This is a genomic window from Pelagerythrobacter marinus (assembly GCF_034375205.1).
GTDB classification, from domain to species: domain Bacteria; phylum Pseudomonadota; class Alphaproteobacteria; order Sphingomonadales; family Sphingomonadaceae; genus Pelagerythrobacter; species Pelagerythrobacter marinus.
The window spans coordinates 662373-686174 of sequence record NZ_CP139719.1 but is presented as its reverse complement, the minus strand read 5'-3'; the positions used below and the strand labels follow the sequence as shown (position 1 = coordinate 686174).

The following is a 23802-nucleotide window of genomic DNA, read 5'->3' as shown; positions in this document are numbered from 1 at the left end:
CATGACCAGGAAGCTCCCCTCATCGCTTGGCGGAAAGGCCGCGCTCGCCGGCGCGATCGGCTCCGCCGCCGTGGCCGCCGCGCTGCTTTATGCGTCCAAGCGCAAGGCGAAGAACACGCCGACCCAGCCCGGGCCGATCCCCTCCGGCGAAAAGCCGGAAACCGACTGATGGAGCCGGTCTCGACCATCGAGGGCCGCGCGATCCCGCTCGGCACCAAGAATGTCGATACCGACGTCATCATCCCGGCGCACTGGCTGAAGACGGTCACGCGCGAAGGGCTTGGCAAGGGCGCGTTCGAATCGCTGCGCGGCCAGCCGGGCAACCCGTTCGACGATCCCGACTTCGCCGGCGCGCCGATCCTGATTGCGGGCGACAACTTCGGCTGCGGGTCGAGCCGCGAACATGCCGCCTGGGCGCTGCTCGACCTCGGCATCCGGGCGGTGATCGCGCCCAGCTTCTCCGACATCTTCGCCGGCAACGCGTTCAAGAACGGAATCCTTGCAGTCTCCCTCCCCCAGGAACAGGTCGATCGCCTGCTGGAGGTCGCGCGCACCGATCCGGTGTCGCTCGACCTCGAGAACCAGACCGTGACGACCCCTTTCCAGGACCGCTTCACCTTCGAAATCGACGCCTTCCGCAAGCATTGCCTGCTGGAGGGGCTCGACGAAGTGGGCCTGACGCTGGAACGCGGCGACGCGATCGCCGCCTACGAGAAACGCCAGGCGCGCGACATGCCCTGGCTCGCAGAACCTAGGGAGAATGCCGCATGAAAGCTCTTCGCACCCACGCCGTCGGAGGCCCGGAAACGCTGACGCTCGACGAAGTCGAGGTGCCCGCGCCCGGCCCGGGCGAAGTGCTGGTCGACGTGAAGGCCTGCGCGATCAACTTCCCCGACACGCTGATGATCCGCGACCTCTACCAGTTCAAGCCGGAGCGGCCCTATGCCCCCGGGGGCGAGATCGCCGGGGTCGTCGCCGCGCTGGGCGACGGGGTGGAAGGCTGGCAGGTCGGCGACCGGGTCCTGGCCGGGATCGGCAACGGCGGCCTGGCGGAGAAAGTCTGCGTTCAGGCCGGGCGCATGTTCAAGGTGCCCGAAGGCGTGCCGTTCGAAAAGGCCGCCTCGCTGATGATGACTTACGGCACGACGATCCACGGCCTGAAGGATCGTGGGCACATCAAGGAAGGCGACGTGCTGCTGATCCTTGGCGCGGCGGGCGGGGTCGGCCTGTCGGCAATCGAGCTGGGCAAGGCCTTCGGCGCGCGCGTGATCGCCGCCGTCTCGAGCGAGGAGAAGGGCGAAGTCGCGCGCAAGGCCGGGGCGGACGACGTGGTGATCTATCCCCGCGGGGAGATGGACAAGGCGGCCAGCAAGGAACTGGCCGGCAAGTTCAAGGCCGCCTGCGGCCCCGAAGGCGCGAACATCGTCTACGACATCGTCGGCGGGCAATATTCGGAACCGGCGCTGCGCGCGATCGCGTGGGAGGGGCGCTTCCTCGTGGTCGGCTTCCCGGCGGGAATCGCGAAGATGCCGCTCAACCTGACCCTGCTGAAATCGTGCGATATCTGCGGCGTGTTCTGGGGCGCCTTCACTGCGCGCGAGCCGGAGCGGTTCCGCGCCCAGGCGGACGAGCTGTTCGAACTGCTGCAGGCGGGCAAGATCGATCCGCTGATCTCCGAGACCTTCCCGCTGGAGCGCGGGGGCGAGGCGATCGCGAGGCTGGAAAACCGCCAGGCCGTGGGCAAGCTGGTCGTGACGATGGACTGACGCGGGATTTCCCGCGCGGCGGGGCGCGATTGTGCGCTTGCCCCGCGCGGGGCCTGCCTCTATCCCGTCGCCAGAACCCACCCCTCTCGAGAGGACTGCATGACCGACTTCAAGGATCGCGAGCGCGCGGAAGAAGCCAAGTTCGCGATGGACGAGGAAACCGCCTTCCGCGTCGCCGCCCGGCGCAACCGGCTGCTGGGCGAATGGGCCGCCGGGCTGATGGGCCTGACCGCCGAGGAAGCCGACGCCTACAAGAAGGCCGTCGTCCAGGCCGATTTCGAGGAAGCGGGCGACGAGGACGTGATCCGCAAGCTCCTGGGCGATCTCACCGCCGCCGACTGCAACGTCAGCGAAGCCGACATCCGGGCCAAGCTGGACGAAAAGACGGTCGAGGCGAAGCGCCAGCTGATGAGCGAGAGCTGATCGCGCCATGCCGATGTCCGGCCCGGAAATCGAAGGCATGATCAAGGCCGCGCTGCCCGGCGCGGAAGTGGTCATGACCGACCTCGCCGGCGACGGGGACCACTGGGCCGCGCGCGTCGTCGCCCCTCAGTTCGCGGGCAAGACCCGGGTGCAGCAGCACAAGATGGTCTACGACGCGCTCGGCGGGAAGATGGGCGGCGTGCTTCACGCCTTGCAACTCACGACCGAAGTGCCCACCTGACGTTCACGACACGATACCTGAACGGAAAGTCTCCATGGCCGATATCAACGAACGCATCACCGACATCGTCGGCAAGAACGACGTGGTGCTCTTCATGAAGGGAACGCCGCTGTTCCCGCAGTGCGGCTTTTCCAGCCGCGCGGTCGCGATCCTCGACCACTGCGGCGTCGCCTTCGAGGGCGTCGATGTCCTGCAGGACATGGAAATCCGGCAGGGAATCAAGGCCTATTCGGACTGGCCCACGATCCCGCAGCTTTACGTGAAGGGCGAATTCGTCGGCGGTAGCGACATCATGATGGAGATGTTCGAAGCCGGCGAACTGCAGCAGATGCTCGACGACAAGCAGGTCGCCAAGGCCTGACCGTCCGCCCCATGCGATGAAAATGGCCCGCCCGGCACTGCCGGCGCGGGCCATTTTTGCTGGGTTCGGGGAGGCGGCGCCGGGAGACTGGATGCGCCGCCTCTGTTCGAAGACCGCTTTGGGTACGCGCCGCGCTGCATTGTTCGTGCCAGGCGTGCCATCGCGCGGGAATCCGCGCGATACGAAGGTAAAGGGGCGTTAACGCCGCGCGCCGGTTGTAAAGGAAACCGACAGGCGATTCACCCTTGGCAGCGGACGGCGCGCGCTCCACACTGGCAGCGATGAACGATACGCCCAACGGCATTCCCGCCGCCACCGTCGTGGTCTTCCGCAAGGGGCCGGAAGGCTCGCCGCCCGAACTGCTGATGGTCATCCGTTCGCGCACGATGAGCTTCGCCGGCGGGGCCGCCGTGTTCCCCGGCGGCCGCGTGGACGATGCCGACCGCGCACTGGCCGCAACCCTGCCCGAGGTCGACGACACGGACGAGGCTGCCCACCGGATCGCCGCGATCCGCGAAACGCTGGAGGAAACCGGCCTCGCGATCGGGTTCGCGGGCCGGATCGATGGCGCGCGCGCGCGCGAGGCACGGCGCATCCTGCTCGACGCCGGCTCGCTCGCCCCGGTGCTCGACGCCACCGGCTGGACGCTCGACCTGGGCGCGATCGTGCCCTTCGCCCGCTGGTTCCCGCGCAACGAGCGTCTGCCGCGCATCTTCGACACGCGCTTCTACCTAGCGGACCTCGGCACCGGCGAAGTCGACGTGGCGGTCGACGAAACCGAGAACACGCGCCTGTTCTGGACCACGGCCGCCGATGCCCTCGCCGCCGCCGACCGGGGGGATCTGACGGTGATCTTCCCCACGCGCCGCAACCTTGAGCGGCTGGCCCGGTTCGCCGATTTCGACGCCGCGCTGCGCGATTGCGCCGCCTTCCCCCAGCAGACCATCACGCCCTTCGTGGAAGAGCGCGACGGGGCGCGCTGGATCTGCATCCCCGAGAATCTCGGCTACCCGGTGACGGCAGAGCCGCTCGACGGGGTCCGGCGCAGCTAGGCCGGCGTTTCGGCGCGGCCGGGGTTTTCGCGCGCGTCGTCGAGGCCCGCCCCGCGCAGGAAGAACTCGGTCCGCTCGGCGATCCGCTCCGCACCGGGCCGGGCCATCACGCCGTGGCTGATCGCGTCGTTCTGGAGGTCGCTGATGATCAGGCCAAGGAATATCTCCGACAGGACCTCGGGCGGGCCGGACATCGCGACGCCGGCGTCCGCCCACTCCACGAACACGTCCTCCAGCGCCTTGCGCGTGTGCATGGCGGTCGTTTCGAAGAATCGCCGGGCGAAATCGACGTCGTCGATACTGCGCGCGATGACCATCCGCACGAGCGCGACGTCATCAGGTTCGAGAAACCGCTCGTAGAGCGCGCCCGCCAGCTCGCGCAGCATCGCCGGGGGCGACCGGTGGCGCGCGGCGACCTCGCGGATCACGCATTCGCCGGAGGCGGCCTTTTCGAAGACGACCGCGTCCAGCAGTCCTTCCTTGTTGCCGAACAGCTTGTAGACGGTGGCGAGCGACCCGCCGGCGCGATCGACGATCTGGCCCAGCGTCGTACGCTCGTAACCCTGTTCGATGAAGAGCGCGCGCGCCGCGTCGACGATCGCGCGCCGCCGGCGATCGAGGCGATCGCATTCGAATTCGTAATTCATTCCGCAAGGCTCCACGATTCCGGGTTGCATGACAATCGTGTAATGCCTATTACACCTTCGCACCTGCACAAAAGCTGACCGAAAGCCCCTCCATGAAGCGCCTTGTTACCGGCCTCTTCGCTTGCGCCCTCCTTTCCGCCTGCTCGGGCATCGAGGAACCGCCCGCCCCGCCCGCCGTGCCGGTCAAGACGGTGACGGTCGAATCGCGCCCGATCCCCAATGTCATCGAGCTGCCGGGCCGGGTCGAACCGGTCCGCGTGGCCGAGGTCCGTGCGCGTGTAACCGGTATCGTGCAGAAACGCCTCTACGAGGAAGGCACCGATGTCGTCGCCGGGCAGCCGCTGTTCCGGATCGACCCGCGCGAGTTGCGCGCCGCCTATGCCCAGACCGAGGCGAGCCTCGCCCGGGCGCGGGCGACGGCCGCCAATGCCCGCGCGGTGGTGGAGCGCTATCGCCCGCTGGTGGAGGAAAACGCCATCAGTCGGCAGGAATACGACGCCGCCCTGGCCGCCGCGCGCGAGGCGGAGGCCAACGTCGCGCAGATCCGCGCCCAGCTCCAGGCCTCTTCGCTGCAACTGGGATATACCACCGTGCGCGCGCCGATTTCCGGCCGCGCGGGCCGCGCCCAGGTGACCGAAGGCGCGCTGGTGACGCAGGGCGGAGGCACGCTGATGACGCGGATCGAGCAGATCTCGCCCGTCTACGTCAGCTTCGCGCAGGCGGCGAGCGAGGTCATCGCGCTGCGGCGCGCCGTCGCCGCAGGCGAGGTGGACCTGGGCGAGGACGACCGGATCGAGGTGCGCCTGTCCTTCAGCGACGGCACCGAGTACGCGATCCCCGGCCACATCGATTTCCTGGCCTTCTCGGTCGACGAGGAGACCGGCACGGTCGAACTGCGGGCCGAGTTCGCCAACCCGTCGGGGCTGCTCCTGCCGGGCGAGTTCGTCCGCGCTCGGATCTTCGCCGGCCAGGTGAACGAAGGCATTGCCGTCCCGCAACGCGCGGTGACGCTGGGCGAGAACGGCAGCTCCGTCTTTGTCGTCGATCGCGAGGGCAACGCCGCGCTGCGACCCGTACAGCTCGGCGCGATGGTGGACGGGCTGTGGATCGTCGAGAGCGGGCTGCAGCCAGGCGACAAGGTGATCGTCAGCAACCTGCAGAAACTGCGCCCCGGCGCGCCGGTGACCGTCGCCAACGCGCCTTCCGCGAAGCCTGTCGCCCCCGCCGCGGCCGAGACCCCCGCTGCCGGTGCGCGCTGAGCCATGGCCCAGTTCTTCATCAATCGCCCGATCTTCGCCTGGGTCGTCGCCCTGGGGATCCTGCTGGCCGGCCTGATCGCGCTGCGCGCCCTGCCGGTCGAGCAATATCCTGACGTCGCCCCGCCCTCGCTGGCGATCAACGTCGTCTATCCCGGCGCCGACGCGGAGACGCTGGAAGACAACGTCACCCAGGTGATCGAACAGCAGCTCAACGGCGTCGAGGGCTTCCTCTACATGTCGTCGTCGAGCCAGTCGAACGGCACCGCGACGATCACCGTCACGTTCGAGGCCGGGACCGATATCGACATCGCCCAGACCGAGGTCCAGAACCGCCTGTCCACGGTCGAGGCGCGGCTGCCCGAGGAAGTCCGCCGCCAGGGCATCACCGTGCGCCAGGCCGACGATACCTTCCTGATGATCGTCGCGCTCACATCGCCCAGCGGCGCGCTCGACAGCACCGATCTGGGCAATATCGCCACCAACCAGGTGATCGACGAGCTGCGCCGCGTGCCCGGGGTCGGCGACGTCATGCTGTTCGGATCGGGCTATGCAATGCGCATCTGGCTCGATCCCGATGCGCTCGCGTCCTACAACCTCTCCCCCGGCGCAGTGCTGGCGGCGATCCGCGAACAGAACAGCCAGACCGCGGGCGGCGCGATCGGCGCGCAGCCGATCGTCGACGGGCAGCAGATCAATGCCACGATCTCGACCGAGGGCCGCTTCTCCACGCCCGAGGAGTTCGAGAACATCATCCTGCGGGCCAGTAGCGGCGCGGCCGTCGTCCGCCTGGGCGAAGTCGCCCGGGTCGAACTGGGCGCACAGACATATGCCAGCTCGACGGAACTCAACGGCAAGCCGATGGCCGGCATGGCGGTGCAGCTCGCCACCGGCGCCAATGCGCTGGAAGCTGCCAGGGGCGTGAAGGAACGCCTGGCGGAACTCGACGCCACCCTGCCCGGCGATGCCACCTGGTCGATCCCCTATGACACCACGCCGTTCGTCGAGGCATCGATCGAGGAAGTGGCCAAGACGCTGATAGAGGCGATGATCCTCGTCTTCCTCGTCATGTTCCTGTTCCTGCAGAACTGGCGCGCGACGTTGATCCCGACGCTCGTCGTGCCGATCGCCCTCGCCGGGGCCTGCCTCGGCCTGTGGCTGTTCGGTTTCTCGATCAACGTCCTTTCGCTGTTCGGCATGGTCCTGGCGATCGGCATCCTGGTCGACGACGCGATCGTCGTGATCGAGAACGTCGAGCGGATCATGCGCGAGGAAGGCCTGCCGCCGCTGGAGGCGACGCGCAAGGCGATGGGGCAGATAACCGGCGCGATCATCGGGATCACGCTGGTGCTCGTGGCGGTCTTCGTGCCGATGGCCTTCTTCCCCGGCTCGACCGGCGGGATCTACCGCCAGTTCTCGGTCACGCTGGCGATCGCGATCTTCTTCTCGGCCGTGCTGGCCCTGTCGCTGACCCCGGCGCTCTGCGCGACGTTCCTGAAGCCGATGGCGCACGGGCACGACGCGGAGCCGGACGAAGCCCCGGGCGAGCTGCCGCCCGGCTGGCGCGGGCATGCCGAACGCGGCCGCCGCGCGCTGGCGCGGTTCTTCGCCCGGTTCAATCGCTGGTTCGCCGAGATGACCGAGAAGTACGGGCGGGCCAACGATCGCATCCTGTCGCGTCCGATGCGTGCCTTCGCCGTCTTCCTCGCCCTCGGGGCGGTCACCGTGCTGCTGTTCATGCGGATGCCGGGCGCCTTCCTGCCGACCGAGGACCAGGGATTCCTGATCACCGCCGTCCAGGCACCGCCGGGCGCGACGCAGGAGCGCACCGACGAGGCGCTGGAGCCGATCACCGATTTCTGGCTCGGCCGGGACGAGGTCGAAAGCCATGTCGTCGTGCGCGGTTTCAGCTTCTTCGGCCAGGGGCAGAACAACGCGATCATGTTCTCCAGCTTCAAGCCCTGGGACGAGCGCACCGCGCCGGGAAGCAGTGCCGAGGCCATGCTGGGCGAGGCCATGGGCACTTTCGCGCAGATCGACGGGGCCATGGCCTTCGTGATCCAGCCCCCTTCCATCCAGTCGCTCGGCAACGCGAGCGGCTTCACCATGAAGCTGCAGGACCGCGGCGGGCTGGGGCGCGAGGCGCTGACCGCCGCGCGCGACCAGTTGCTGGGCATGGCTTCGCAAAACCCGGCGATCGCCAACCTGCGCCCCGAAGACCAGGGGCCCAGCCCCGAGCTGGAAGTGAACATCGACCGGGTGCAGGCGCGCGCGCTGGGTCTTTCGCTGGCAGAAGTGAACGCGGCCCTCTCGATTACGTTCGGTTCCGCCTATGCCAACGATTTCAACCGCGACGGGCGCGTGCTGCAAGTGCTCGTCCAGGCCGATGCGCCCCACCGCATGACGCCGGAAGACGTCCTTGCGCTGCGCATCCCGAACCAGCAGGGCGAGATGGTGCCTTTCAGCGCCTTTGCCGATGTCGAGTGGTCGGCCGGCCCGGCCAGCCTTTCGCGCTACAACGGCTACCCGGCCATGACCCTGTCCGGCATGGCTGCGCCGGGCCGGTCCTCCGGCGCCGCGCTGGAGGAGATGGAGCGCCTCGCCAGCCAGCTTCCCCAGGGCATCGGCTACGAATGGACCGGCATCTCGTTCGAGGAGAAGCAGGCCGGCGGCCAGATCGGGCTCCTGCTCGGCCTGTCGGTGGTGATCGTGTTCCTCGTGCTGGCCGCGCTTTACGAAAGCTGGGCCGTGCCGCTGGCGATCCTGCTGATCGTGCCGATGGGCGTTCTGGGCGCCGTGCTCTTCTCTATGGCGCGGGGGCTGTCGGCCGATATCTATTTCAACGTCGGCCTGATCACGATCATCGGTCTCGCGGCCAAGAACGCGATCCTGATCGCCGAGTTCGCGATCGAGGAGGAAGAACGCGGCATGCGCCGGATCGATGCGGTCAAGGCTGCGGCGCGGCTGCGCCTGCGCCCGATCATCATGACTTCGCTGGCCTTCACGATGGGCATGGTGCCGCTGGCGCTGGCCAGCGGTGCGGGCGCGGCGAGCCGGATCGCCGTGGGCACCGGCGTCATGGGGGGGATGATCGCCGCCACCGTCCTGGGGATCTTCCTGATCCCGATGCTTTACCTGCTGATCCGGCGGAACATCAGCCGCAAGCAGCCGGTAGCCGCGGGCCACCTGGACGACACGCCACCGCCGGGAACCGCCGAGGAGCCTGCCCGATGAAACGCCTCGCCGCCCTCGTGCTGGTGCCGGCCGCGCTGGCCGGCTGCACCAGCCTCGCCCCCGAGCACACCCGGCCGCAGGCGGCCGTCGCCCCTGCCTACGACGCGGGCCTGCGCCCCGACGGCGCGGTCGTGGCATCGCAGCTGTCCTATCGCGACTGGTTCGTCGATCCGCGGCTGAACGCGCTGATCGCCGCCGCGCTGGAGAACAATCGCGATCTCGTGGCGGCCACCGCGCGGATCGAACAGGCCCGCGCGCGCTACCGGATCGAGGATAGCCGCAAGCTGCCCGCCGTCGTCGCCGATGCCAGCGGCACCCGCGCGCGCCAGGCCGTCGCGACCGGCGACGGCGCACTGACCAGCGTGACCGACAACCGGTTCCAGGTCGGGGTCGGCGTCAGCGCGTTCGAACTCGATTTCTGGGGCCGCGTGGCCAGCCAGAGCGAGGCCGCCCGCGCCGAATACCTGGCCACGGTGGCGGCGCAGCGCGCCTTCTACCTCGCGCTGATTGCCGACACGGCCAGCACTTATTTCGAGATCGTCGAGACCGAGGAACAGGTGGCGCTGGCCGAAGCGACCGCCGAAACCCGCCGCGAATCGCTGCGCATCGCAAGGCTGAGGCTGGATTCGGGGGTCACCTCCGCCCTCCCCTACCGCCAGGCGGAAACGCTGCTGACCCAGGCCGAGCAGCAGCTGTCGGCCGAGCGGCTTGCGCTCGCCCGCCTGCGCAACCAGTTGCTGGTCCTGGTCGGCGGACGCGAACCGGCGGACCTGCCGCCGGCGCTACCGCTGGCGGAACAGGACAACGGCTGGCGCCTGGCGGCCGGGCTGCCGTCCGACCTCCTGCTCGCCCGGCCCGACATCGTCGCCGCCGAAGAACGCCTGCGCGCGGCGCGGGCCAATATCGGCGCGGCGCGCGCGGCGTTCTTCCCGACCATCTCGCTCACCGGCAGTGCGGGCCTTGCCTCCACCAGTCTCGACGGGCTGTTCGGCTCCGACGGGTTCGGGTGGAGTTTCGGGCCCTCGATCAGCCTGCCGATCTTCGACTGGGGCGCGCGCGAGGCGAACCTCGACCTGGCGCGCGCGCTGGAGGTGGAAGAAGTCGCGAACTACGATCGCGCGGTCCAGACGGCCTTTCGCGAAGTGGCCGATGCGCTCGCCGGGCGCCGGTACCTGGCCGAACAGGTCGAAACGCTGGAGCGGGCGCTTGCGGCGCAGGAGCGGATCGCGCGCATCGCGCGGCTGCGCTATCGCGAAGGGGTGGCCGACTACCTCGAGGTGCTCGACGCCGAACGCAACCTGTTCACCGCGCGCCAGCAATTGCTCGCCACTCGCCGCGCCGCGCTGCAGAACCGGGCGACCCTGTTCGTCGCGCTGGGCGGCGGGTTCGAGCAGGCGGACCGCTAGGCCGCGATCTCGCCCAGCCGGCGGCGCACGGCGGAAAGATCGCGGTCGAACAGGGCGGCCTGCTCCCGCGCGGCGGCGCCGTCGAGGCGCAGCAGGTACGAAGGGTGCGTGGTGATCCACAGCTCGCTCCCGTCGTCGAGGTCGATCGGTGCGCCGCGCGCCCGCGCGATGCTGACCGTGCGGCCCAGGATGGCGCGGGCGGCGCTGGCGCCGAGGGCGAGGACGAGGCGCGGCTTGACCACCTCCCGCTCGGCCTCCAGCCACCAGCGGCAGGTATCGATTTCCTTCGCCCCCGGTGTCTGGTGGATGCGGCGCTTGCCGCGCAGCGTGTGCTTGAAGTGCTTGACCGCGTTGGTGAGATAGGCCCGCTCGCGCGAAAGGCCGGCCGACGCCATGTGCCGATCGAGCAGCTGGCCGGCCGGCCCCACGAAGGGGCGCCCCGCGCGCTCTTCGCAATCGCCCGGCTGCTCGCCCACGATCATCAGCCTGGCCGCGCCGGGGCCTTCGCCGCGAACGGCGCGCCCGTCCTGGCAACCGATCGGACATGCCCGGCAACCCTCGATCGCGGCGCCGATGGCATCCAGGCTCCGCGGCCGCCCTTCGAAAGCCGGCCCGCCCGAAGCGATCATCTGCGCCTCGCGCGCCTGGGCCCCGGCGACCAGGTCGGGGATGATCGACGCTTCGGGCAGGTTCTTCCAGTACTTGCGCGGCATCTCGCTGGTCATGGCCCTGGTCTTCAGCCGGGCCGGATTGAAGATCGACGCGTAATAGGTCCGCCAGAGATCCTCCATCGCATCGCCCGAAGGCGCGTCGCCGCGCTGCGCGGGCGGCCCCTCCACCAGCGTCTCGCCGTCCCAGTGCAGCGATCCCCTGGGCGTGAGGATCGACCAGGCCATCCCGGCGAACCGTCGCTGGAAAAAGCCGGCATTGGCGCGCACGATGTGGTGATCGGGTTCGAACCAGGCGACGTACCTCTCGCCCTCTCCGGCCTCGCGCGGTGCAATTCGCCGGAACCGCACGAAGGCATGCATCTTGTGGCTGTCGCGCCGCACCGCCTTGTCCAGCTCCGCCAGTTGGCGGACGTCACTGTCGGCCTTGTCCTCCAGCAGGCGGTCGTGTTCCTGCATCCGCCAGAGCAGGCGATAGAGCAGTGCGAAGCGCGCGGGGTCCGAATGGAGCGCGGCATTGCCCGCCAGTTGCAGGAAACGGCGACTGGCGCGCACCTCGCGCACGGGCGCGGGTGGCGCCGGCGGCAGGGCCTGGGCAGCAAACAGGTCGCCCGGCGCGCCGGGCTCGATCCAGCTCACATCCTCGGGCGGAATAGCGCACTGGATCAGCAGGCGCGCCCTGTCCCGCCAGAACGCGAAATCGTCCGGCCGCGGCAGCGCGACGGCATAGCGGGCGCGGGCAGCGGCCGGTGTCGGCATCATGCCGCGAACAGTTCCAGCTGCTCGGCCCGCGGCGCGAGCAGCGATCGCAGGTCCGCCCGGTCGGTCAGCCGCGTGGGCCGCCAGTCGGCGGTGCAGATAAACGGGCGGACTTTGGCCAGCGACACGGTCAGCCGCGCGACATCCTCGAGCCGGAGCGTCCGGTGCCGGCGCGCGGCAACGATCCGGTCGACCGCCGTTACCCCCAGCCCCGGCACGCGATAGAGCAGTTCGCGCGGGGCACGATTGACGTCGAGCGGGAAAGTCTCCCGGAACTTGAGCGCCCAGGCCAGCTTGGGATCGATGTCCAGCGGCAGGTTGCCCTTGTCGTCGGTCGCCTCCGCCACCTCCGCTGCCCGGAAGCCGTAGAAGCGGATCAGCCAGTCGGACTGGTAGAGACGATGTTCGCGCACCAGCGGCGGTCGCTTGAGGGGGAGGACCGCGCTGGCATCGGGGATGGGACTGAACGCGGAGTAATAGACTCGCCGCAACCCGAACTGCGTGTAGAGCCCGCTCGCCCGGCGCACGATATCGGCATCGCTCGCCCGGTCGGCACCGACGATCATCTGCGTGGACTGGCCGGCCGGGGCGAACCGCGGCGCATGGCGGAACCGCCGGCGCGAATCCCTGGCCGCCGCGATGTCGGTGCTGGTGCGGTTCATCGCGCCTTCGATCTGCCGCGCGTCCTTGTCGGGGGCGAGCCGCGCAAGGCCGCGATCGGTCGGCAGTTCGACATTGATCGAGACGCGGTCAGCGAACAGGCCCGCCCGGTGCACGAGCTCGGCATCGGCCTCGGGAATGGTCTTGAGGTGGATGTAGCCCCTGAACTCGTGCTCCTCGCGCAGGATGCGCGCGCATTCGACCATCTGCTCCATCGTGTGGTTGGAGCTTTTCACGATGCCGGAAGAAAGGAACAGCCCCTCGATATAGTTGCGGCGATAGAAGCTGATCGTCAGGTCGGCCACTTCCTGCGGGGTGAAGCGCGCCCGGCGCGTGTTGCTGCTCTTGCGATTGACGCAGTAATGACAATCGAAAATGCAGTGATTGGTCAGCAGGATCTTGAGCAGGGAGATACACCGGCCGTCGGGGGCATAGGCATGGCAGATCCCCATCCCCTCGGTCGAACCGATCCCCTTCCCGCCCAGCGAATTGCGCCGGGCCGTTCCGGACGACGCGCACGAGGCGTCGTACTTGGCCGCATCGGCAAGGATGGCGAGCCGATCCATGATCGAGGAACTGGACATATGTTCTCCATATGTTCGCCCCGCGGAAGAGTCCAGTCCAATCGAACCGCTTGAAAACCAATGCTTCCTTGTCGCGCCCCACCCTCGCGGAAGGCTCGGCGATACGCCCGGGAAGTGGGAAATGGCGCGCCCGGCAGGACTCGAACCTGCTGCCTCAAGATTAGAAGTCTCGCGCTCTATCCAGATGAGCTACGGGCGCGCGCGGTGGAGCCATAGCGCGCTTTTCCAGTCGCGCAAATCGCGATAGGCACCCGGCATGGCCAACGTCGTGCAACGCATCGAAACCGGCAGGCAACCGCCGCCGGCCTTCCGTTATTACGACCTGGTCATGGCCGCGTTCGTCGCGATCCTGCTGCTTTCCAACATCATCGGCGCGGCGAAACCGTCGTATGTCACGCTGCCCGGGGGGACCGAGTGGTCGTTCGGCGCCGGGGTGCTCTTCTTCCCCATCAGCTACATCATCGGCGACATCCTGACCGAGGTCTATGGTTATGCCCGCGCGCGGCGTGTGATCTGGACGGGCTTTGCCGCGCTCGCTTTCATGGCCGTCATGGCCTGGGTGGTCGTCGCCCTGCCGCCGGCAGCGGGCTGGAACGGGCAGGAAGCCTACGAACTGGTGTTCGGCAATTCGTGGCGGATCGTCCTCGCCTCGATGGCGGCCTTCTGGGCCGGCGAGTTCGCCAACAGCTTCGTGCTCGCGCGGATGAAGGTGTGGACCCGCGGCAAGGCCCTGTGGGCGCGCACGATCGGCTCCACCGTGGTCGGCCAGGGGCTCGACAGCCTGATCTTCTATCCCCTCGCCTTCTGGGGCCTCGCGGGATGGCCGGTCGAACTGATCTGGCAGGTCGTCCTGTCGCAATGGCTGATCAAGACCGCGTGGGAAGCCTTGCTGACGCCGGTCACCTATCTCGCGATCGGTGCCCTCAAGCGCCGCGAGGGGGTCGACGTCTACGATACCGGGACCGATTTTTCGCCTTTCGCCCGCAGTCGCCGCGATCGCCGGCCCGGCGCAGCCTAGGCGATCGCCGGCCGCGCGGGACCGGGATGAAAAAGGGCCGGACCCGCAGGCCCGGCCCTCCCTCCCCCAAGCGAAAGACCGTGGTCAGAAACGCGCCCCCACCGCGATCCCGTAACGCCGCGGATCGAGCGTGAAGATATTGGTGAAATTGCCCGAAGAGGCATCGGTCACGTAGAGGCCCGTGGTCGAATTGCTGTCGAAGATGTTCTGCACGAACCCGCGCACGAACCATCCCTGGTCCGGCCCGTTGAGCTGGATCTGCGCGTTGGCCTGCACGAACGGTTCGATCCGGTTGACCGCGCCGTTGAAGACATTGCCATATTGCGTCCCCGTCATCGCGACGTCGAACCGGGGGACAAGCGACATGCCGTTGGCGAACTCGGCCGTGTACTGGACGCCGACCGAGGCCTTGAACTCGGGCGCCTGCGGCAGCTTGTTGCCGCGCAGGTTCACTTCCACGCCGGGGCTCAGCACCTCGAAGCCGGCCGGCGCATTGTCCTGCAGGACCGAGCAGATGCTGAACGCGCCGGTCGAGGCTATGCCGCTGTCCGACGGGAAAGGCGACGGGCCCTGAAGCCCCAGGCCGGTGTTGACCGCGGTGACGAACGCGGCCGCCGCGCCCGGCGCCGGGCCCGTGACCGCGCACAGCGAGGCGTTGGAAATGTCCTTGATGATGACCGCGTTCGGATCGCCGCCCCCCGGATCGCGCGGGTTGGAGAAGAACTGGTCGCCGGCCACCTTCGTATTGAGGTAGCTGAGGTTCATGTTGATCAGCCACTGCGGCGAGGGGCGCAGGATCGATTCGAACTCCAGCCCCCAGATGTCGGCGTCGATCGTGTCGTTGACCGAAGTGCGCGCGACGATGCGGCTGAGCTGCAGGTCCTTGTACTTGTAATAGAACGCCGTCAGATTCGCCTGCAGGGTGCCGTTGAGGAAGGTGTTCTTCGACCCGATCTCGAACGCATCGATCTGTTCCGGCTCGAAGCTCTCGCTCACGTCGAACACGGGCGACAGCGGCGGGTTGATCCCGCCCGACTTGTAGCCGCGCGAGTACGAGGCATAGAGCTTGTTGTCGGGCGAGATTTCGTAATCGAGCACCGCGCGTCCGGTGATCTCGTCGAAGGAGACCTCGCGCCTTTGCAACAGCTGGTTCCCGTCGGTGCCCGGATCGGCATCGAAACTGCCGACGTAAGGCGAATCGAACGGGTCCCCGTCGTTTGAGAACGGATTGAGGAAGCTCGCGAACGTGGTGCGCGCGACCACTTCCTTGCTGTCGTCGTTGTAGCGCAGCCCGGCGGTCAGGCTCAGGCGATCGGTTATGTCGTAATAGACCTCCCCGAAAATGCCGAAGCTCTTGAGTTTGAAGTACTGCGTGTTGTTCCGGTACATCGACGTCGCGAGGTAGGACGGCGGCAGCGCCGCGCCCATGGCCGAGAAGGTCCCGAGGATGCCCGTCGCATAGTCGAGGCCGAAGGCGTTGACGTAGTAGCTGTTCTCCGAAACCTCGGACTCGGCGTAGATCCCGCCGAGCAGGAAGTTGAACGGCCCGTCGAAATCGCTGCTGAGGATCGCCTCGGCAGACCAGGCCTTCTGGTCCTGGTTCGAACGGTCGTAGGACAGCGGGACGTCGCCGCAGATCGCGTTGCCCTCGAACGCGCCCTGGCTGCCCATGTCGTTGTCCGACGTGCACAGCTGGCCGTTCGGGCCGCCCGGGATCAGCGCCTGCGCGATCGGGGCGAAATAGGCCGACGACCCGGGGAAGATGACGTCGTTGGCGGCGAAGAACGCCAGCTGGTTCAGCGCGGCCGCGTAGCTCGTCCGGTCGAGCACGCCGAGGTTGTAGTCCTGGCGCGAATCGACCGAGGTTTCCTGGTAGAGACCGGTCAGCGACAGGTTCATCGTGCCGAACCGCTGCTCCAAGTGCGCCTGGAGCTGCAGCTCGTCGGCGAAATACTCGGGGGTGACCGGCGTGTTGACGACCCGCACGTCATCCGGCTCGTCGAAGTTGGCGAAGCCGTCCGGGCCGTAAAGGCTGCCCAGGCCGAAACCGGGCGGGAGCCCCTGGATCGCGTAGAGCTCTTCGGAGGCAAGCACGCCGGCCAGGGTCGAATTGGCGTTGGTGCTGTCGAAATCGCGCCGCGCGTTGAGGCAGCCGAGCACGCCGGTCGGGTCGCGCTGGCAGGTCTGCTTCTGGATGCGCAGGCGATTGTCGTTCTCGCGGAAGTAGTATCCCATCAGGTCCAGCGTCGTGTCCGGCCCCGGTTCGAACCTCAGCGAGCCGCGCACCGCGTACATGTCGCGGTCGTCGATCCGCGACCCGTCGTAGAGGTTGCGGGTATAGCCGTCGCGATTGAGATAGAACCCGGCCACCCGCAGGCCCAGGACCTGGCCGATCGGCACGTTGACCATGCCCTTGGCCTTGATGCTGTCGTAATTGCCGTATTCCAGCTCGGCCGCGGCGCCGAAGCCCGACAGGTCGGGCTTGGCGGTGACGACGTTGACCACGCCCGATGTCGCGTTGCGCCCGAACAGCGTGCCCTGCGGCCCGCGCAGGACTTCGACCCGTTCGAGGTCGAAATACTCCGTCTCGAACAGGCGGGTGCCGAACAGCGGGGAGCCGTTGGTGTGGATCGCGGTCGCGCTGTCGCAGGTCACGCCGACGCACAAGTCGCCGATCCCGCGAATGGTGAAACTGGAGGACGTGAAGTTGCTCTTGGTGAACGAGACGTTGGGCAATGTCAGTTGCAGGTCGCTCGCGTTCTCGATCTGCTGCGCCTCCAGCGCCTCGGAAGTGAACGCGCTGACCGCGATCGGGACTTCCTGCAGGCTCTGGTCCTGTCGTTGCGCGGTCACCACGATTACCGGCCCGCTGGTCGCGACCGGGCTTTCGCCACTATCGGTTTCCTGCGCGGTAACGGGAAATGCGAGCCCGCCGGCACAAATGCCGGCAAGCAGGGTTGCCTTCACCCTCATTCGTCCTCTCCTCGTGTCCAGTCGTCTGATGCGACTTAAACTGGAAGGAAAGTATTTCATTACCCGCGCACTTGGCAATAGGCTTGCCCTTGGGAAGCCTGGGGCAATCAGGATATTTCCGCATACGATTGCATCTTGCCCGGACGCAAAGGCCAGTATTCCCCTACGTCATTGCGCCCCGGCCGGGACTTTCTCCAAGGCGCGATTTATTTGCAACGAGCGGGTGAAAACCGGGCGAAAGGGCGCCCGGCGGGGTCAGACGAGGCTCGCCGTTCGGGCAATCTGCGCAATCCCGCGCTTGCCGTCGGTCCCGCGGCCGAGCTGCACGATCACGTCGATGACCGAGGCGGCATAGGCGATCGTGTCGCTGCGGGTGAGGCCGATGCCGGTCTGCATCACCATCAGGGCAAGCTGTTCCAGCGCGCCGCGCAGGCTGTTGGCGTGGATGGTCGAGAAGCTGCCCGGGTGCCCGGTATTGATCGCACGCAGGAAGCTGACGCTTTCGGCCCCGCGCAGTTCGCCCAGCACGACCCGGTCGGGCCGCAGGCGCAGCGCCGCCTGGAGCAGTTCGTTGGCCGTGACTTTGGCTTCGCCCAGCTCGCCCTTGACGGCGACGAGGCCGACCCCGTTCGCGCCCGGCAGCTTCAGCTCGGGCGTGTCCTCGACCAGGACGACGCGTTCCCGGCGCGGAATCTCGCCCAGCATGGCATTGAGGAAAGTGGTCTTGCCCGTGCTCGTGCCGCCGGAAATCAGGATCGTGCGCCGCTGGCGAATGGCCTCCCGCAAGTAGGCGATCGGCTCGGCCTGGGGGTCGGGCATCGCCGGCTGCGCGGGCGGTGCCAGGGGGCCGGTGTCGTAGGCGTCGAGCGGCAGGTCGAGCCGGCGGTGGCGGCGGATCGCCATGGCCCAGTGGCGGCGCGTGGCAGGCGGCCCGCAGAATTGCACGCGCGCACCGTCGGGCAATGTCGCGCCCAGCAACGGGTGTTCGCGATTGATGCCCTGGTGGCTGACCCGGGCGACCTGCTCTGCCAGGCGCTGGACCAGCGTATCGTCGATATGCGGGGTCTCGACCCGCTGCATTCCCGGCATCGCGGCATCTTCCACCCAGACTTCGCCCGGGCGGTTGACGAGGATCTCGGTCACCGTGTCCCGGTCGAGCCACTCGCGGAAAGGCGCGAGGTAGGCGTCGAGGTAGACGCTGCGTTCCCCGGCGCCTTCGCCGCGAAGCGGATGGATGTCGGCCGCCATCGCCCGCCTACCTGACCGCGGGGACCTGGCTGAAATCCAGGTCGCGCGCGGTGAAGACGCGGATCGGCTCGCCCTGGCGCACGCGGATCGTCGGGCCGATCTGGCTGTCCTGCTGGGCCGCCACGCCGGCTGCCGACTGCCCTGCCCCGCCCAGAACGACGGAAGCCCCGCCGGTGCCGATCGCGGACAGCCCGCCCACGACCGAAAGCAGGAGAGCCGATCCGAAACGCTGGAAGAAGCGATTGTCCACTTCGCCCTGCAGGCCGGTGGTCCCGTCGAAACCGATCGCCGGCGACGCGAGGTTTACCGAGGCGCCGTCGGGCCGGATGAGGCGCGTCCAGATCACGTAGGCGCGCTTCTGCCCGCCCTGCACGCCCGACTGGTACTGGCCGATCAGGCGGCTGCTGCGGGGCACGAGCACGCGCGTGCCGTCGAAACTGCGCACGTCCTGGCTCACCACGGCGCGGACGAAACCGGGCACGTTGGTATCGATCGCGGTTTCCAGGACGGCCGGGATCAGCGTGCCCTGCGTCACCGTGGTGCGCGGGTTCGCCATCGCCTTCGCCTGGGCCGGCGCGCCGCCGACCCCGCCGATGCGGCTCGCGAAGTCCGACGCCGAGTTGCCGGTCGCGGCGCCCGCGCCCTCGCCCGCGGTCGGGGCGGCCGGCCCGGCCGCGGCCGCCGGAAGAGCGCTGGAATCGAACACGACCGTCGGGCTGGCATAGGGATTGCCCGCAGGGGCCGGCGCGGCGCCCGGCTGGGCGGCAAGGACCGGCGCCGGGGCGGGATCGGGCTGCGGCGCGGGCACGGCGGGCGCAAGGGCGGCGGCTTCCGCAGGCTGCGGGGCGGCCGGCTGGGCCGGTTCGGCGGCCGGCTGCTGCCCGCCGACACCTTCCGGCTCCGCCATGCGGGTCGAATCCATGCCGATGAACGTCGCCGCCCCCAGCAGGGCGACGATCGCCACCCCGGCGACGAGGCCGAGCGAATCCGACTTGCCCTTGCGCTGGGTGACGGCGGGGAAGGCATTGCGGCTGGCGAGGTCGATGACCTCGGCCGATTCCTGTTCCCGCGGGTCGATGTCGTTCGCGGCACCGCCCTGCTTGCGGGCGGGCAGTCGCATGGCGAGGCGCATCACCTGTTCTCCCTTGCCTGGGCCAGCGCGGCCTGCCCGCGCGCCCGTTCGGGCCGTGGCGGCCCGGCATTGGTCAGCACCGCGCTGTCATCCCCCGATCGCAGGACGATCTCGCGCGGGACGCCGTCCACGACGATCGTGTCGCCGCGCACGGTGAAGTTGACCGGCCCTTCCGTCCCCTCGTGGTCTTTCACGAGAATCGCCGGCACTGCGCGGCCGGCGGGCCAGGTCAGGAAAGTGGCGTTCCCGTCGTCGTAAGTGCGCTCGGGCAGGAGGGTCGTATCGCCCTGCCCGGTCCAGGCGAAGTTCAGTTCGGCCGGGTCGACCACCGCATAGGGATCGTTCGCCGCCGCCATCTCGACGGCATTCGGCCTTTCGGCCAGCATCGGCGGTTCTTCCTCCGGCTCTTCGGGATAAGTGAACTTCAGCACGTAGAGCGGCCGCGCGCGGGGGCTGGCGACGAGATCGAACAGATAGGTGCGCCTGTTGGTCACCACCGTCATGTTGGTCTTGGCCGTCGGGGCAAGCGGCTTGACGAACAGCAGGTTCGCGCGCTTGTTCGGGGTCACCTGCCAGGCTTCCGAATCCCCGATCGCGACGTTTTCGATCAGCTCGTCCTCGCCGAACTGGATCGTGGCCTGGACTTTCGTGCGCCCTTCGATCGTGACGACCCGCGCGGGGTCGTAGAGCATTTCGACCAGGCGCGCATCGCCCGCCGATGCGGGCGCACAAACCATGGCGAGCGCCAGCGCGGTGAGAGCCACGCGTTTCATTTCGACTTCTCCGAAATACGTTTCTGCGGTGCACGGAAGCGGCTGCCGATGCCGCTCGTGCGCGAAAGCGAGGGGCTGAGCGGTTGCGTCTGTCCCCCTGCAGGCGATGCCACGAGCCGCGTCTCGCGCCTCGTCGTGGCCGCCGGCCCGGGATCGTTGGCCGGTACCCCGGCCCCGGCCGGCGCAAGGGCGAGGCGGCGCTGCCCGCCCTGCGACGGTGCCTGCGCTGCAGCGGCCTGCACTGCCGGGGCGGCGGCGGGTTGCGGCGCGGCGGACGCGGCGGACCGCTCGCCCCGCTCCGGCGCGTCGTCCCGGACGAGGCCGAAAACCCGCCAGCCCGAAACCATCGTGCCCGCGACCTTGATGACCATGATCATCAGCGCGACGTGGACCGCGCCGATCAGGAAGAAGGCCACGGCCGCCTGCGGATCGACCTGCCCCGGCGTGGCCGAGAGGGTGGCGAGGATCGGCACCGCAAGTTCCAGCATGACCCCGCCGCCCAGGACCGCGAAAAGCGGCGTGAGCGCGAGCATGACCACGCCCTTCAGCCATCCGGTGAACAGGCCGCGTGTGCCGTTGAAAAGCGCCATGACGACGAAGACGGGCCCAAGGGCGACCAGCACCGCCAGCCCGATGCGCGCGGTGACCAGGACGCCCACGGTCCCCAGCAAGAACAGCATCGCCCCCAGCCACAGGATTCCCGCGGGGGAGAAGGCGCCGATATCTTCCTGCCCCTGGGTCGCCTGCTGCACGGCGATGAACACGACGTCGATCTTCTGCGCGAAGACTTCCGTCGCCGAGCCGTCGGTCCCGGCCAGCACGCTGGCCAGCCAGTCCGGGGCGCCGATGGCGAGGTTCCACACCACGCTCTGGTAAGCGACCCAGCTGGTCGCGAACGTGACCACCAGGCCCAGCGTGACCATGCGCGGCGTCAGCGACCTGACGCCGAGGTTCGTGCGGCCGAGCAGGAGGGCGATCGCGAACAGCGCGACGAACAGCGTCAGAGCGATCGTCAGGACCGGGGTCAGCGCGCCGCCCGGCGCGAAGAGGCGGCCGAAAGCCTGCGCGGTGAATTCCCCCGCCGTGCAGTCGACCGCGCGCAGGGCCGCCGCGACGCCGCTGCCGGCATCCGCGGCGGCGGTCTGGCAGGCCGCGCTCATTCCGCGGCGAGGCGGAAGGGCATGTCGCCCTGCGCCATCTCGTCGTCGTCGCCCCCGTTGCCGCCGGGCCATCCGTGGCCGGTGAGCGCCGGGAACCATTCGGCCGGGTCGTCGCCGACCGCGGCGCGCAGGAGGTCGAGCCGCCGGACCGAACTTTCGCGGCCCGACAGGATCGTCAGCACTTCGGGCGCGCCCGACAGGTCCAGCCGCACGACCACGCTCGCGTCGCTCTGGCGCACGAGGAAGCAGCGGCTATGCGCCGGCAGGCTGCGGATCAGGGCCAGTTCGTGACCGGTCAGGCCGAAGCCGTCGCAGTAATCCTCTGCCCGGGCGCGCGAATTGGGCATGAACACCATGGTCGCGGTCTGCTCCACCAATGCGGTGGAAATGCGGCTTTCCAGCGCATCGCGCGCGCTCTGCGTTGCGAACCCGACCAGGGCGTTGCGCTTCCGTAGCGTTTTCAGCCAGTCGCGAATACGGGCGGCGAAGACCGGATCGTCGAGCGCCTTCCAGCCTTCGTCGATCAGGATCATCGTCGGCTTGCCGTCCAGCCGCTCCTCGATCCGGTGGAACAGGTACATCATGACCGGGGTGCGCAGCCTGGGATTTTCCAGCAGCGCGGTCATGTCGAAGCCGAGCACGCGGCTGGCGAGATCCAGCCGGTCCTCCGCATTGTCGAACAGCCAGCCATGTTCGCCCTCGCCGATCCAGGCCGAAAGCCGGTCGGCCAGGTCGCCCGCCTGGGGCCGGCGCGCGCCCGACAGCAGCTCGCGGAAATGGCGCAGGCGGCGCAGCGAGGGATCGTTGCCATAGGCGGCATCGACCGCCTGGCTGACCGTCGCCAGCTCTTCCGGCCCCTCGGCGTTGAGCAGGACGCCCAGCCAGTCGCGCAGGAAGGCCCGGTTCCCCGCGCTATCGGGCAGCGCGAGCGGGTTGAAACCGGTCGGCTCGCCCGCGGTGATCCGGTCGTAGCGCCCGCCGATCCCGCGAATGAACAGCTCTCCGCCGCGGTCCTTGTCGAACAGGATCGTGCGCGGCTTGAACTTCTGCGCCTGCGCGGCGAGGAAATTCATCACCACGGTCTTGCCCGAGCCCGAGGGCCCGATGACCGAGAAATTGCCCAGGTCGCCGTTGTGGAAGTTGAAGAAGAACGGCGTGGAGCTGGTCGTCTGGAGCAGCGTCACCGCCTCGCCCCAGTGATTGCCCTGGGCCTGGCCGAGCGCCATGCCGTGCAGCGAACCGAAACTCGCCATGTTGGCCGAGGAAATCATCGCCCGGCGCACGATATACTGTTCGTTGCCCGGGAACTGGGCCCAGAAGGCCGGTTCCAGGTTGGTATCCTCGCGCACGGCGATCGCGCCGGTATCGGCGAGCGCCGCGGCGCACGATGCCGTCGCCTCGTCCAGCCGGGCGAGATCGCGCTCGCGCACCAGGACGGTCAGGTGATGGTCGCCAAAGCCGACCGCCCCGTTGCCCAGGGCATCGCGCGCGGCGAGCATGTCCGCCCGCTCGGCCGCGGCTTCCTCGTCCGCCGAGCGCAGGCGGCGCAGGGCCAGGTCCATCCGCTCGCGCGCCGTCTGCCGTTCGGCCGGGGCGTAGCTTTCCGACACGATCATCTCGCACGGCAGGCGCAGCAGCGAATCGAGCAGCCCGGGCGACGTCGCGTCGGGATATTCCTTGAGGCTCAGCATCGCCGCGAAGTCGGGCGCGCCCGAACCGCGCAGTTCCATCGCGTCGAGGCCGAAGCTCGCGCGGCGATAGGGCAGCATGTGGCCGATGTCGGCATCGTCGTGCGGCCGGCGCACCGGGCGCATCTCGCCGTTGTAGAGCGCGCTGAGCAGTTCGAGCAGTTCGTTGTTGGTCTTGCCCTGGGCGCTTTCGTAGTCGCCCAGGACGGCGGCGCCATAAGCCTGCAGCGCCGCGACCAGGCCGGTGATCGCCGCCTTCAGCGCGCGCACGTCCTTCGGATCGGCCTCGATCTCCTTGCGTCCCTTGCGGCTCCACATCTTGCCCATGCGCTCTGCCAGGCCGGCCTTGCCCCGCGCGGGGCGCCGGATCAGCGTCACGAACTGGTCGTTCACGAACAGCGCGCCCGAGCCGAGCCGTTCCTTCCACCGGGCATCGATATGGCGGCTGAGCGGGTCGTCGAACTCGGCCTCAAGCTCGATCTCGACCCGCCGGCGCACCACGTGATGGTACATGACAAAGCGCGCATCGAGGGTCGAACGCAGAACGACCTCGCGCGTCGCAGCATGGGCGTTGAGCGCGTCGCTGTCCTCGGTCTCGAACAGCAGGCCCGGGACCTGGAGCGCCGTCATCACCGATCCGTCGCGCAGCAGCGCGGTGCTCTCGTCGATCAGGCGGGCATAGGGCAGGCGGTCGCCGGCGCGCGCTTCCTTGGCGCTCCAGGCGGCGGCTCCGATCCACTTGCTCATAGTTGC

At 68.6% G+C, this 23802-nt stretch carries 20 protein-coding genes and 1 tRNA gene; 11 read left to right on the top strand and 10 right to left on the bottom strand.

Annotated elements, in window-relative coordinates; all coding sequences use genetic code 11:
• Position 1: 1 nt before the first annotated feature.
• From T8T98_RS03130 to T8T98_RS03100, 7 genes are all read left to right on the top strand, one after another.
• Positions 2-169, top strand: coding sequence for an isopropylmalate isomerase (locus T8T98_RS03130; protein WP_160732157.1), 168 nt, complete (start codon positions 2-4; stop codon positions 167-169).
• Positions 169-771, top strand: a complete 603-nt coding sequence (leuD, locus tag T8T98_RS03125) for a 3-isopropylmalate dehydratase small subunit (protein WP_160732156.1) — start codon at positions 169-171, stop codon at positions 769-771. The genes T8T98_RS03130 and leuD overlap by 1 nt, the downstream gene beginning before the upstream one ends.
• Positions 768-1766, top strand: a complete 999-nt coding sequence (locus T8T98_RS03120) for an NADPH:quinone oxidoreductase family protein (protein WP_160732155.1) — start codon at positions 768-770, stop codon at positions 1764-1766. Before leuD ends, T8T98_RS03120 begins: the two co-directional genes overlap by 4 nt.
• Before the next feature lie 99 nt (positions 1767-1865).
• A complete protein-coding gene (locus T8T98_RS03115; protein WP_251104075.1) occupies positions 1866-2189 on the top strand; it encodes a DUF1476 domain-containing protein in 324 nt (107 codons plus the stop codon).
• A gap of 7 nt (positions 2190-2196) precedes the next feature.
• Positions 2197-2430 (top strand): BolA/IbaG family iron-sulfur metabolism protein, encoded by a 234-nt coding sequence (locus T8T98_RS03110; protein ID WP_160732153.1) that lies wholly within the window; start codon positions 2197-2199, stop codon positions 2428-2430.
• Between the two features lie 34 nt (positions 2431-2464).
• Positions 2465-2791 (top strand): Grx4 family monothiol glutaredoxin, encoded by a 327-nt coding sequence (gene grxD, locus T8T98_RS03105; RefSeq protein ID WP_160732152.1) that lies wholly within the window; start codon positions 2465-2467, stop codon positions 2789-2791.
• A gap of 281 nt (positions 2792-3072) precedes the next feature.
• Positions 3073-3843 (top strand): NUDIX hydrolase, encoded by a 771-nt coding sequence (locus T8T98_RS03100; protein ID WP_251104076.1) that lies wholly within the window; start codon positions 3073-3075, stop codon positions 3841-3843.
• On the opposite strand, the gene T8T98_RS03095 is transcribed toward T8T98_RS03100, so the two are convergent.
• Positions 3840-4490: a TetR/AcrR family transcriptional regulator gene (locus T8T98_RS03095; RefSeq protein WP_251104077.1), complete on the bottom strand. Its 651-nt coding sequence runs from the start codon at positions 4488-4490 to the stop codon at positions 3840-3842. The genes T8T98_RS03100 and T8T98_RS03095 overlap by 4 nt on opposite strands.
• 92 nt (positions 4491-4582) lie before the next feature.
• On the opposite strand from T8T98_RS03095, the gene T8T98_RS03090 reads away from it, so the two are divergent.
• Genes T8T98_RS03090 through T8T98_RS03080 form a run of 3 tightly spaced genes read left to right on the top strand, consistent with a single transcriptional unit; the run spans position 4583 to position 10386 of the window.
• Positions 4583-5749 (top strand): efflux RND transporter periplasmic adaptor subunit, encoded by a 1167-nt coding sequence (locus tag T8T98_RS03090; protein ID WP_251104078.1) that lies wholly within the window; start codon positions 4583-4585, stop codon positions 5747-5749.
• 3 nt (positions 5750-5752) lie between these two features.
• The gene (locus T8T98_RS03085) at positions 5753-8980 is read left to right on the top strand and encodes an efflux RND transporter permease subunit (protein WP_251104079.1); all 3228 of its coding nucleotides are present in this window, start codon (positions 5753-5755) and stop codon (positions 8978-8980) included.
• Positions 8977-10386: an efflux transporter outer membrane subunit gene (locus T8T98_RS03080; RefSeq protein WP_160732147.1), complete on the top strand. Its 1410-nt coding sequence runs from the start codon at positions 8977-8979 to the stop codon at positions 10384-10386. The genes T8T98_RS03085 and T8T98_RS03080 overlap by 4 nt, the downstream gene beginning before the upstream one ends.
• Here the strand turns inward: T8T98_RS03080 and T8T98_RS03075 are convergent.
• From T8T98_RS03075 to T8T98_RS03065, 3 genes are all read right to left on the bottom strand, one after another.
• Entirely contained in the window at positions 10383-11816 is a 1434-nt protein-coding gene (locus T8T98_RS03075; protein WP_251104080.1) for a UdgX family uracil-DNA binding protein, read from the bottom strand. The genes T8T98_RS03080 and T8T98_RS03075 overlap by 4 nt on opposite strands.
• Positions 11813-13057 (bottom strand): putative DNA modification/repair radical SAM protein, encoded by a 1245-nt coding sequence (locus tag T8T98_RS03070; RefSeq protein ID WP_251104081.1) that lies wholly within the window; start codon positions 13055-13057, stop codon positions 11813-11815. Before T8T98_RS03070 ends, T8T98_RS03075 begins: the two co-directional genes overlap by 4 nt.
• A 122-nt stretch (positions 13058-13179) precedes the next feature.
• Positions 13180-13256, bottom strand: a tRNA-Arg gene (locus T8T98_RS03065).
• 57 nt (positions 13257-13313) lie between these two features.
• On the opposite strand from T8T98_RS03065, the gene T8T98_RS03060 reads away from it, so the two are divergent.
• On the top strand, positions 13314-14075 hold the full coding sequence (locus tag T8T98_RS03060) for a queuosine precursor transporter (protein WP_251104082.1): 762 nt from the start codon (positions 13314-13316) through the stop codon (positions 14073-14075).
• A gap of 84 nt (positions 14076-14159) precedes the next feature.
• Here the strand turns inward: T8T98_RS03060 and T8T98_RS03055 are convergent, their stop codons facing one another.
• The 6 genes from T8T98_RS03055 to T8T98_RS03030 form a co-directional block, all read right to left on the bottom strand.
• On the bottom strand, positions 14160-17048 hold the full coding sequence (locus tag T8T98_RS03055; protein WP_251104083.1) for a TonB-dependent receptor: 2889 nt from the start codon (positions 17046-17048) through the stop codon (positions 14160-14162).
• 255 nt (positions 17049-17303) lie between these two features.
• A complete protein-coding gene (virB11, locus tag T8T98_RS03050) occupies positions 17304-18296 on the bottom strand; it encodes a P-type DNA transfer ATPase VirB11 (RefSeq protein WP_251104084.1) in 993 nt (330 codons plus the stop codon).
• A gap of 7 nt (positions 18297-18303) precedes the next feature.
• Positions 18304-19416 carry a TrbI/VirB10 family protein gene (locus T8T98_RS03045; protein ID WP_251104085.1) on the bottom strand — a complete coding sequence of 371 codons (1113 nt, stop codon included), beginning with the start codon at positions 19414-19416 and terminating at the stop codon, positions 18304-18306.
• A gap of 11 nt (positions 19417-19427) precedes the next feature.
• On the bottom strand, positions 19428-20201 hold the full coding sequence (locus T8T98_RS03040; RefSeq protein WP_160732142.1) for a TrbG/VirB9 family P-type conjugative transfer protein: 774 nt from the start codon (positions 20199-20201) through the stop codon (positions 19428-19430).
• Positions 20198-21361 carry a type IV secretion system protein gene (locus T8T98_RS03035; protein ID WP_160732141.1) on the bottom strand — a complete coding sequence of 388 codons (1164 nt, stop codon included), beginning with the start codon at positions 21359-21361 and terminating at the stop codon, positions 20198-20200. The genes T8T98_RS03040 and T8T98_RS03035 overlap by 4 nt, the downstream gene beginning before the upstream one ends.
• The gene (locus T8T98_RS03030) at positions 21358-23796 is read right to left on the bottom strand and encodes a VirB4 family type IV secretion/conjugal transfer ATPase (protein ID WP_251104086.1); all 2439 of its coding nucleotides are present in this window, start codon (positions 23794-23796) and stop codon (positions 21358-21360) included. The genes T8T98_RS03035 and T8T98_RS03030 overlap by 4 nt, the downstream gene beginning before the upstream one ends.
• Positions 23797-23802 lie beyond the last annotated feature (6 nt).

Bases quoted from the DNA above. Each gene is read 5' to 3' on its own strand.
- T8T98_RS03130 (WP_160732157.1), top strand. From the start codon at position 2: ATGACCAGGAAGCTCCCCTCATCGCTTGGCGGAAAGGCCGCGCTCGCC.
- leuD (WP_160732156.1), top strand. From the start codon at position 169: ATGGAGCCGGTCTCGACCATCGAGGGCCGCGCGATCCCGCTCGGCACC.
- T8T98_RS03120 (WP_160732155.1), top strand. From the start codon at position 768: ATGAAAGCTCTTCGCACCCACGCCGTCGGAGGCCCGGAAACGCTGACG.
- T8T98_RS03115 (WP_251104075.1), top strand. From the start codon at position 1,866: ATGACCGACTTCAAGGATCGCGAGCGCGCGGAAGAAGCCAAGTTCGCG.
- T8T98_RS03110 (WP_160732153.1), top strand. From the start codon at position 2,197: ATGCCGATGTCCGGCCCGGAAATCGAAGGCATGATCAAGGCCGCGCTG.
- grxD (WP_160732152.1), top strand. From the start codon at position 2,465: ATGGCCGATATCAACGAACGCATCACCGACATCGTCGGCAAGAACGAC.
- T8T98_RS03100 (WP_251104076.1), top strand. From the start codon at position 3,073: ATGAACGATACGCCCAACGGCATTCCCGCCGCCACCGTCGTGGTCTTC.
- T8T98_RS03095 (WP_251104077.1), bottom strand. From the start codon at position 4,490: ATGAATTACGAATTCGAATGCGATCGCCTCGATCGCCGGCGGCGCGCG.
- T8T98_RS03090 (WP_251104078.1), top strand. From the start codon at position 4,583: ATGAAGCGCCTTGTTACCGGCCTCTTCGCTTGCGCCCTCCTTTCCGCC.
- T8T98_RS03085 (WP_251104079.1), top strand. From the start codon at position 5,753: ATGGCCCAGTTCTTCATCAATCGCCCGATCTTCGCCTGGGTCGTCGCC.
- T8T98_RS03080 (WP_160732147.1), top strand. From the start codon at position 8,977: ATGAAACGCCTCGCCGCCCTCGTGCTGGTGCCGGCCGCGCTGGCCGGC.
- T8T98_RS03075 (WP_251104080.1), bottom strand. From the start codon at position 11,816: ATGATGCCGACACCGGCCGCTGCCCGCGCCCGCTATGCCGTCGCGCTG.
- T8T98_RS03070 (WP_251104081.1), bottom strand. From the start codon at position 13,057: ATGTCCAGTTCCTCGATCATGGATCGGCTCGCCATCCTTGCCGATGCG.
- T8T98_RS03060 (WP_251104082.1), top strand. From the start codon at position 13,314: ATGGCCAACGTCGTGCAACGCATCGAAACCGGCAGGCAACCGCCGCCG.
- T8T98_RS03055 (WP_251104083.1), bottom strand. From the start codon at position 17,048: ATGAGGGTGAAGGCAACCCTGCTTGCCGGCATTTGTGCCGGCGGGCTC.
- virB11 (WP_251104084.1), bottom strand. From the start codon at position 18,296: ATGGCGGCCGACATCCATCCGCTTCGCGGCGAAGGCGCCGGGGAACGC.
- T8T98_RS03045 (WP_251104085.1), bottom strand. From the start codon at position 19,416: ATGCGACTGCCCGCCCGCAAGCAGGGCGGTGCCGCGAACGACATCGAC.
- T8T98_RS03040 (WP_160732142.1), bottom strand. From the start codon at position 20,201: ATGAAACGCGTGGCTCTCACCGCGCTGGCGCTCGCCATGGTTTGTGCG.
- T8T98_RS03035 (WP_160732141.1), bottom strand. From the start codon at position 21,361: ATGAGCGCGGCCTGCCAGACCGCCGCCGCGGATGCCGGCAGCGGCGTC.
- T8T98_RS03030 (WP_251104086.1), bottom strand. From the start codon at position 23,796: ATGAGCAAGTGGATCGGAGCCGCCGCCTGGAGCGCCAAGGAAGCGCGC.